The organism is Paucidesulfovibrio gracilis DSM 16080 (assembly GCF_900167125.1).
GTDB lineage: Bacteria > Desulfobacterota > Desulfovibrionia > Desulfovibrionales > Desulfovibrionaceae > Paucidesulfovibrio > Paucidesulfovibrio gracilis.
Map to the genome: position 1 here is coordinate 1 of NZ_FUYC01000037.1, position 8,434 is coordinate 8,434.

General features: G+C 60.7%; 4 protein-coding genes. 2 read left to right on the forward strand and 2 right to left on the reverse strand.

Annotated features, from left to right (window positions below; genetic code table 11):
• Positions 1 to 105 precede the first annotated feature (105 nt).
• Both B5D49_RS14370 and B5D49_RS14375 read right to left on the reverse strand, forming a co-directional pair.
• A complete protein-coding gene (locus B5D49_RS14370; RefSeq protein WP_159447259.1) occupies positions 106 to 1,938 on the reverse strand; it encodes a FapA family protein in 1,833 nt (610 codons plus the stop codon).
• Between the two features lie 466 nt (positions 1,939 to 2,404).
• Positions 2,405 to 3,619 carry a BPL-N domain-containing protein gene (locus B5D49_RS14375; protein ID WP_078718419.1) on the reverse strand — a complete coding sequence of 405 codons (1,215 nt, stop codon included), beginning with the start codon at positions 3,617 to 3,619 and terminating at the stop codon, positions 2,405 to 2,407.
• Between the two features lie 162 nt (positions 3,620 to 3,781).
• On the opposite strand from B5D49_RS14375, the gene B5D49_RS14380 reads away from it, so the two are divergent.
• Positions 3,782 to 6,442 carry a valine--tRNA ligase gene (locus tag B5D49_RS14380; protein ID WP_078718420.1) on the forward strand — a complete coding sequence of 887 codons (2,661 nt, stop codon included), beginning with the start codon at positions 3,782 to 3,784 and terminating at the stop codon, positions 6,440 to 6,442.
• 150 nt (positions 6,443 to 6,592) lie between these two features.
• Positions 6,593 to 8,110, forward strand: coding sequence for a uroporphyrinogen-III C-methyltransferase (gene cobA, locus B5D49_RS14385; RefSeq protein WP_078718421.1), 1,518 nt, complete (start codon positions 6,593 to 6,595; stop codon positions 8,108 to 8,110).
• Positions 8,111 to 8,434 lie beyond the last annotated feature (324 nt).

Below are 8,434 nucleotides of genomic sequence, written 5' to 3' on the forward strand. Positions count from 1 at the left end.
CGCAGGCCTGGAGCAAGGAAAAGTCTTTGGAAAGGGGGTCCAGGGGGAAGAACCTTTCTTCAGAAAGGTTTTCCCCCTGGTCGCCGAAGGCTCAAGATGGAACGATCATAAGTGGGTAATCAAGATGCTCTTAGAAACATGGTCCCAATAAATCTGGCTACGGTCGATGGTCCGGTCCACGGCCAGGACGCGGCCGCCGATTTTAATGGTCACGCCGGGGTGGATGCGCCGTCGTACTTTGATGCGGCAGCGTGAAAGGGTTTCCCGTCGTTTTTTTGTATCCTTTTTCATGAATTCATTGATTTTTTGAAATCGTTTTTCAAGGCGCAAGCGGTATTTGAGTACTTCGGCCATGGCTTCACGTCGAGCGGGCGGGGTCGCCTGGAGGATGGCCTTGGGTTCGCCGGTGCCGATGCGTTCGGCGATGCGTTCCAGTTCTCGTTTGATTTTTCCGCGGGCTTTAAGGGCGGGCAGATTGTTGCGTCGCCGTTGCGTAATAACCACGGTGGTGGGAACGCCAATTTCCGTGCCGAGTTCGTTCACTTCCACGTTATGATGGCTGGTGATGGTGCCGCCCTGGACCACGCCTTTGCCTTTGACGGCGAAAAAGGAGCCAAGGGTTTCAATGGTGGCGTTGGTGACGTTGTTGCCGATGACCACGTCGCCGCCCGCCTCGATGCGTGCATTGGTGGCGAACTGGGCCATGACCTTGCCTCCGGCGCGGACGTAGCCGCCGTCGGGCATAAGAATGCCGCCGCGTACTTCCACATCGGCTCCGGCCTGGATTCTGGCGCTTTCCACGGCATCGGTCACCACCACGCTTTCCGGAGCGCTGACGCGCATGTTGGCACCAACGCTTCCCTGGATGTGCACGGAGCCGAATTCCGCCTGGACATGGCCGGTAGCAAGCCCCACGTCGCGTTTAACCACAAGAATGGGGCTAACCCACAGAACGCCTTTTTCGTAAAGCAGCAGGCCTTGTTCAACGGCTTCGAACCCGTCGGCACCGCGTCGGCGGATGCCCTGGCCGGGGCTGACGGAAAGGCGTTTGCCCCCTTTGGCCGGGATGGTTTTGTCGTAGAGATCAATGCCGCCGATGCCCGGTTCGGGTTCGTGTACACGAGCCACCATATCACCTGGTTTGACCATGGGCAGGCTGGCCCGGTGGCGGTAATCAATGCGTCCCTGGTCGTCTTCCCGCGAATCGTCCACTTCGCGTTCCACGAGAATTTCGAGCCAGCCGTCCTTGCCGGGGATGGGTTCTTTGCCTTGGGCAATGACGATGTTGTGTTGCAGTCGGCGGGTGCTCCTGGCGATGTCCAGGGCTTCCTCGATACTTTCCGAGGAGGGCGGAACCAGCACGCCGAGCCGTTCCAATTCCGGCTGAAACCGTTCCGGCGTAATTTCCTGTCCCATGGCATCTTTGTGGTAGATGGTTCCCACCACGTAGATGGCTTCATCATCCAGGGTCAGGGCGGGCTTGACCGAGACCACATTGTGCCGGATGGAAGCAATGCCGTAGACTTTGGCTGTGAATGTCTGTTCTGTGGGGTCGAAGATGACGTTATCGCCTGCCTTGGCCTTCACGTCCTGCAATTTCCCGTCGATGTGTTCGGTTGGTTCCAGGGCGCGGCCATCAATGGTTTGACCTGCCTTTCCCTGGGTGGGCGAAATTTTTCGGGCGATGATGTCGCCGCTGAACACCGGCATGCGGAGATCGCCAAGAGGCTGAATATGGCCATGCGAGGGGTTTTCAGCAGGAGTGCCGCGTACCAACACCACCTTGCGAAAATCCTGTCCGTTTTCGATCAGCTCCACAATGCGTTCGGCGGCGCCGGGAACCGGGTCGATTCGGACCCCGGCGGCCTGCAATTGCTGACGCAGCAGCGAAGGCGTGAGTTCGCGACCACCGGCATCCGGTGGGAGGTAGCGACTCACACCCAATTTTAGTCCATCCTTGGACAGGCAAAATCGAACTTTGGCGTCCGGATTTTGTCGGCCTGGATTGGAATTGCCCTGTTGCTTATCAGCCATACATGCCCACGCAGATTACACCAGCTTTCCCTCGTTTGTCAGATTTACGCTATCGGTTGGTTTTTCGCAACAAGTGCAACAGAATATGCGAAAAACGGAACCGGCGTCGGAGAAAATGTGTTTTGATGCCAAGGACTCAACGAATAATAAACAGCATCTACGGGAGTGGAGCATTGTTCACCGCGGTGGGGGGAAGACATGGGAAGCGGCGGGGAATACCGCGTGGAGCAGAGCCAAAGAGCGAATCCAACGGCAGAAAAATAGAACGCCCGGGCTGTTCAGGAGCCGATGGGATCTGGAAGCAAAAACTGTCTGGGAACCGAACAAATTTCAGAGCTGGGCAACGGGTTTGGCGACGCCGGCCAGGCTGTTACAGACGCCAGAGCAGTTCTTCCAGGGTATGCATGAGTTGAGCGTGCATGCCGCCGCCAGCCGGAGGGTGGCCGAACAGGGCGGCGCGTTGTTCCCGCAGACCGGGCAGGCCGTCCTGATTGCAGGAGAACGCGGTCATGGAAAGGCGTTCGGCCAGAAGATACCCGGTAACTCCTTCGGAAAACAGGGCCATGCGTTTGGCAAAGCGCGGTCCATGCTCCTGCCAGTAGGTGCGTGCGGATTCGGTTTCCGGCGCGGCCAGCGCTTCGCAGACCATGCAGAGCAGGCTGTTTAGGGCGGCACCGGGCAGGCCGCGACGCCAGCCCAGCAGCCAGGGCGTGCGCCAGAACAGCAGAAGATTGTCCACGCCGGTACGCGCCAGTTGCAAAAGCCTGTCCCGGGCATCCAACAGGGCCGGGTCATCGCGATCCACAGGCAGGGCGGAAACGTCCCAGGCCGGGAGGGTGGTTTTGGGAACCTCAATGCCGCCGAGCTGTAAGAGCAGGTGTCCCAGCCACTGGTTGGCATCCGGGGAGGCCGGGGTTTCCAGGTGGGCGTAGCTGAGCACATATCGCCCCTTGCCGAAGGTGCCGGTCAGCACGCAGGGCTGCCCCTGGAATGCCGGGCGCACCCGCATACCGTAGAGGGCTTCCCAATCGGTCAAGGTTCCTTCGGGCAGGCTGCGCAATGCCAGATCCGCCACCCAAAAATCCGGCCCGGGTTCCAGGTAGGAGGCCAGCACGTCAACGTCGCCGCCGTCAGGCTCGAATCGGCCCGGCCACCAGACCGGGAGCAGGGGTTGGCTTGTGGGATCAAAGGGAACCAGGGAATGGTCTTCAAGGCAGTTCATCAGCACGTGGCCGGAGAGAAAATGCTGCATCCGGTCCGTGAATCCGCGTCGCTGCCAGGGACACAATCCCAGGCCGCCGTCCCGCAGGGCCAGGCCCGCGCCGCCGCAAAAGCCGAGATACGAGCCGCCGCCGTGCACATAATCCCGTACCGCATTCAACCCGTCGGGACCGAGCCGGTCCGCCTTGCCGCGCGCCCATCCCCCTGGAACCAGGAGCAGGTCGGGGGGGTTGTCAGCAAGCAGTCCGTGGGCTATCTCATTTCCTCGCACGAAACGGTGCCGCACTCCCCAGGAGAGCAGCGCTCGGCGGGCCATGAGTCCCCAAAAGTGCGATTCGTCCCAATAGATGTAGATGATTGACATGTCGATGCCCCAAAGGTGATTGTGCGGACGCTATCAGGCGTTGGCGTATGCTGGCAAGCGGCAGTTGCGCCGCACCACCCTGCGGGAGCGTCGATCTTCCCGGCCCGCCGCTGGAAAAAGCGGGTCGGCATACCGTATTGTATTGCGTTGCAAGGAGCGAGAATGGGCAAGCCCGAATTGGCCAAAGGCTACGAGCCTGGGGATGTGGAAGCGAAGTGGAGCGAGCACTGGGAAGCGAACCGGACCTTCACGCCGGACATGGACGCCGAGGGCGATCCGTATTCCATCGTTATTCCGCCGCCCAACGTAACCGGCGTTTTGCACATGGGCCACGCCTTGAACCTGACGCTTCAGGACGTGCTGTGCCGCTACCAGCGTCAGCGCGGCCGCAAGGTGCTCTGGATTCCGGGAACGGACCACGCGGGCATCGCCACCCAGAATGTGGTGGAGCGCGAGTTGAAGAAAGAAGGTTTGACCCGCGACGACCTGGGACGGGAAAAATTTTTGGAGCGTGTCTGGACCTGGCGTGAGGACAAGGGCGGCACCATCCTGAATCAGATCCGGCGCATGGGCGCGTCCGTGGATTGGACACGGGAGTGCTTCACCTTTGACGACCAGCGCGCCAAAGCCGTGCGCAAGGTCTTTGTGGAGCTGTATAAGGCCGGTTTGATCTACAAGGGCGATTACATCATCAACTGGTGCAACCGCTGCCACACGGCCCTGGCCGATGACGAAGTGGAGCACGAGCCGAAACCCGGCAAGCTGCACTATGTCCGGTACGAGCTGGCCGACGGCTCCGGCGATCTGACCATCGCCACCACGCGCCCGGAAACCATGCTGGCGGATACCGCCATTGCCGTGAACCCCGAGGACGACCGCTTCAACCAGCTTATCGGCAAGGAGGCCGTGCTGCCGTTGGTGGGTCGCCGATTGCCCATCATCGGGGACAAATACGTTGACATCGAATTCGGCACGGGCTGCCTGAAGGTCACCCCGGCGCACGACATGAACGACTGGGAACTGGGCCGCAAACACGGCCTGGACGTGCTTTCCGTGCTGGACGAGGACGGCAACATCAACGAGAACGCACCCGAGCAGTACCAAGGTCTGTCCGCGGTTGAAGCGCGCAAGCTGATTCTTGAAGAGCTGGAAACCGCCGGACACCTGGTGCGCATTGAGGAACACGAACATAAAGTGGGCGTGTGCTATCGCTGTAAGTCCGTGATCGAGCCGCATGTTTCCACGCAGTGGTTCGTGTCCATGAAGCCACTGGCGGAAAAGGCCCGGGCCGCTGTGCCGTCCAAAACCCAGATTTACCCGGAGCACTGGACCAAGACCTATTATGAGTGGTTGGACAATATTCGCGATTGGTGCATCTCTCGCCAGATTTGGTGGGGCCACCGCATCCCGGCCTGGACCTGCGAGGAGTGCGGCGAACTGATCGTGGCCGAGACCGATCCCACCACCTGCACCAAGTGCGGTTCCTCGAATCTCTCCCAAGATGAGGACGTGCTCGATACCTGGTTCTCCTCGGCTTTGTGGCCGTTTTCCACCATGGGCTGGCCGGACAAGAGCCGCGAGCTGGAAACGTTCTATCCCACGTCCGTGCTCATCACCGGGTTCGACATCCTGTTCTTCTGGGTGGCGCGCATGATGATGATGGGGCTGCAATTCATGGATGAGATCCCCTTCCATGACGTGTATATCCACGCCCTGGTGCGCGACGAGAACGGCAAGAAAATGTCCAAGTCCACGGGCAACGTCATTGATCCCATCGAGATGGTGGACAAGTACGGCACGGATTCCACCCGCTTCACGCTGTGCGCTTTCGCGGCCATGGGCCGGGACATCAAGCTTTCCGAAGCCCGTATCGAAGGCTACCGCCACTTTGTGAATAAGATTTGGAACGCGGCCCGGTTCGCGCTCATGAATCTGCCCGAGCAGGCGCCGGAGCAGACCCCGGACGTGGCCCAGGCTTCCGGCCTGGCCAACCAGTGGATTCTGCACCGCATCGAAGAGGTCAAGGACGAGGTGGACCGGACGCTGAAAAGCTACCGCTTCAACGAATACGCCCAGACCATGTACCGTTTCATCTGGAACGAGTTCTGCGACTGGTACCTGGAGATGATCAAGCCCGCCCTCTATGGCGAGGACGAGCAGGCCAAGGCCGCGACCCAGGAAGTGTTGCGCACGGTGCTGGCCGAGACCCTGACCCTGCTGCATCCGGTCATGCCGTTCGTGACCCAGGAAATCTGGTCCGTGCTGCCCGGCACCCCGGTGGAGGACATCGCCACGGCTCCGTCCCCTGTTCGCCGCGAGGAGTGCCGCCGCCCCGAGGTGGTGGAGGCCATGGAACTGTTCCAGGGCATTGTTTCCGCAGCCCGCAACATCCGCACCGAACTGCACATCGAGCCGCAGGTCAAGCTGGATATGCTCGTGCGCACGGTTTCCGACCAGGATAAGACCGTGATTGAGGTCAATACCGAGCTGATCCGCTTCCTGGCCCGCATCGACAATGTGGAGGCCCGGCCCGATCTGACCGCGCCCAAGGCGTCCGGTTCCGCTGTGGTGCGCGGCAATGAAATCTACATGCCGCTGGAAGGCAAGGTGGATTTTGAAGCGGAATTGGCCCGCTTGGACAAAAAATTCACCAAGCTGGAAAAAGACCTCGGCGGAGTGGAAAAGAAGCTCGGCAACCAGGGCTTTGTGAACAATGCCCCGGCCGAAGTGGTTGAAAAGGAAAAAGCCAAGCGCGACACCATGCGGGAAGAACGCGACAAGCTCGCGGCCCTGCGTGAGCGCATTCAGAGCGTGATGCAATAGCACCGATTCCAATCTCGGGCCGTTTCGCGGCATGCCGAGCCGATGATCAGCCCCGGGCCTTGATCCCCATCCTGCGCCCGGGGCGGATCCGTGCAAGGCAACCAGGCTGAACGCCGCGTGCGAACCCGACAACGCCGGAGGAGCGAACCCATGTCCACAGTGTATCTCATCGGCGCCGGACCCGGCGATCCCGGCCTGCTTACGGTGCGGGCCAAACAACTCATCGAAACCTGTGACGTGGTGGTCTATGACTACCTCGCCAACAAGGAATTCTTGGAATACGCCCGCCCGGACGCGGAGATTATTTACGTGGGCAAAAAAGGCGGGGACCACACCCTGCCGCAGGATAAGATCAACGAACTCATCGTGGAAAAAGCCCGGAGCGGCCGTTCCGTGGCCCGGCTTAAGGGCGGGGATCCGTTCGTATTCGGACGCGGCGGCGAAGAAGCCGAAGAACTGGTGGAAGCGGGCGTGGATTTCGAGGTGGTGCCCGGCATCACCGCGGGCGTGGCTGCCCCGGCCTATGCGGGCATTCCCGTGACGCACCGCGACCACACCACCAGCGTCTGCTTCATCACCGGCCATGAGGATCCCACCAAGGAGCAGAGCGGCCACAATTGGGACGTGTACGCCCAGAGCACCAGCACCTTGGTCTTCTATATGGGCGTGAAAAATCTGCCCATGATCGCGGAAAAACTCATCAAGGGCGGGCGGGATCCCAAGACCCCCGTATCCCTGGTGCGCTGGGGAACCCGCGCCGAACAGCAAAGCTTCGTGTCCACCCTGGACAGCGTGGCCGCGGAAGCCGAGCGCCGCCGGTTTGCAGCGCCTTCCATCATTGTGGTGGGCGGGGTCTGCAGCCTGCACGACAAGCTGGCCTGGTTTGAAAAACGGTCCCTGCTCGGCAAGGGCGTGGTCGTGACCCGCGCCCGGGAACAGGCCAGCGGATTGGTGCGAACCCTTGCCGACCACGGCGCCCATGTCTATGAATTCCCCACCATCCGCATTCAGCCTCTGGACAGTTACGAAGTGGTGGAAAACGCTATTCTCCGTCTGCCCATGCAGGATTGGGTGATCTTCACCTCGGTGAACGGGGTCAGACACTTCTGGAACCAGTTGCGGGAAATTGGTCTGGATGCCCGCGTCTTCGGCGGACTCCAGGTGGCGGCCATTGGCCCGGCCACGGCAGACGCCCTGCGTGAACGGGGCATAAATCCGGATTTTGTACCTGAAAAATACGTAGCCGAGCACGTGGTTTCCGGCTTGCTCGAACGCGGCATCGCCGGGAAAAAGGTGCTCATTCCCCGCGCTAAGGTGGCCCGGGAAGTGCTGCCCGAAGAGCTGGTCAAGGCCGGTGCCGAAGTGCAGGTGCTGCCCGTGTACGAGACCATGCTTTCCCAGGCCGATGATGCGGAGATTCTCCAGGCCATGGATCAGGACAAGCTGGATTACGTGACCTTTACCAGCTCCAGCACTGTGGACAACTTTTTCACCCTGGTGGATGCGGATCGGCTACGGGAATACAAGGCCGCGCATCCGGACAAGGCCAAGTTGGCCTGCATCGGTCCCATCACAGCCCAAACCCTCCAAAAACATGGATTTGATGCGGATTTGCAGCCCGAAGACTACACCATCCCCGCGTTGGTGAACGCGCTGTTGGGAGAGTAATGGCCAGCTAGAAAGGCATTGCCTCCGGCGGCCAGGAGGCCCGCGGCCCCCTGGACCCCCATTTACCGGTCTCGCGCTTGCGCGCGGCCGGGGGCATGCGGCGGGAGGACGTCTGGGCGTGGGCAGACGGAGCAGCGCGGCAGCGTGATCTCATGTTGCCGCGATTTCCGGGATGGCTTCGCCCTCCCGAAACTCGCGGCAACGGTGCGCCCCCAAAAGCAAAGGAACGGCTCCGGCCGTTCCTTTGCTTTTGAGGAGGGGGAAAGGGGGAGATGAAACAAAACAAAAAAACGATACCCGCGACAGGCCGCAGGCCTGGAGCTA

Bases quoted from the DNA above. Each gene is read 5' to 3' on its own strand.
- B5D49_RS14375 (WP_078718419.1), bottom strand. From the start codon at position 3,619: ATGTCAATCATCTACATCTATTGGGACGAATCGCACTTTTGGGGACTC.
- B5D49_RS14380 (WP_078718420.1), top strand. From the start codon at position 3,782: ATGGGCAAGCCCGAATTGGCCAAAGGCTACGAGCCTGGGGATGTGGAA.
- cobA (WP_078718421.1), top strand. From the start codon at position 6,593: ATGTCCACAGTGTATCTCATCGGCGCCGGACCCGGCGATCCCGGCCTG.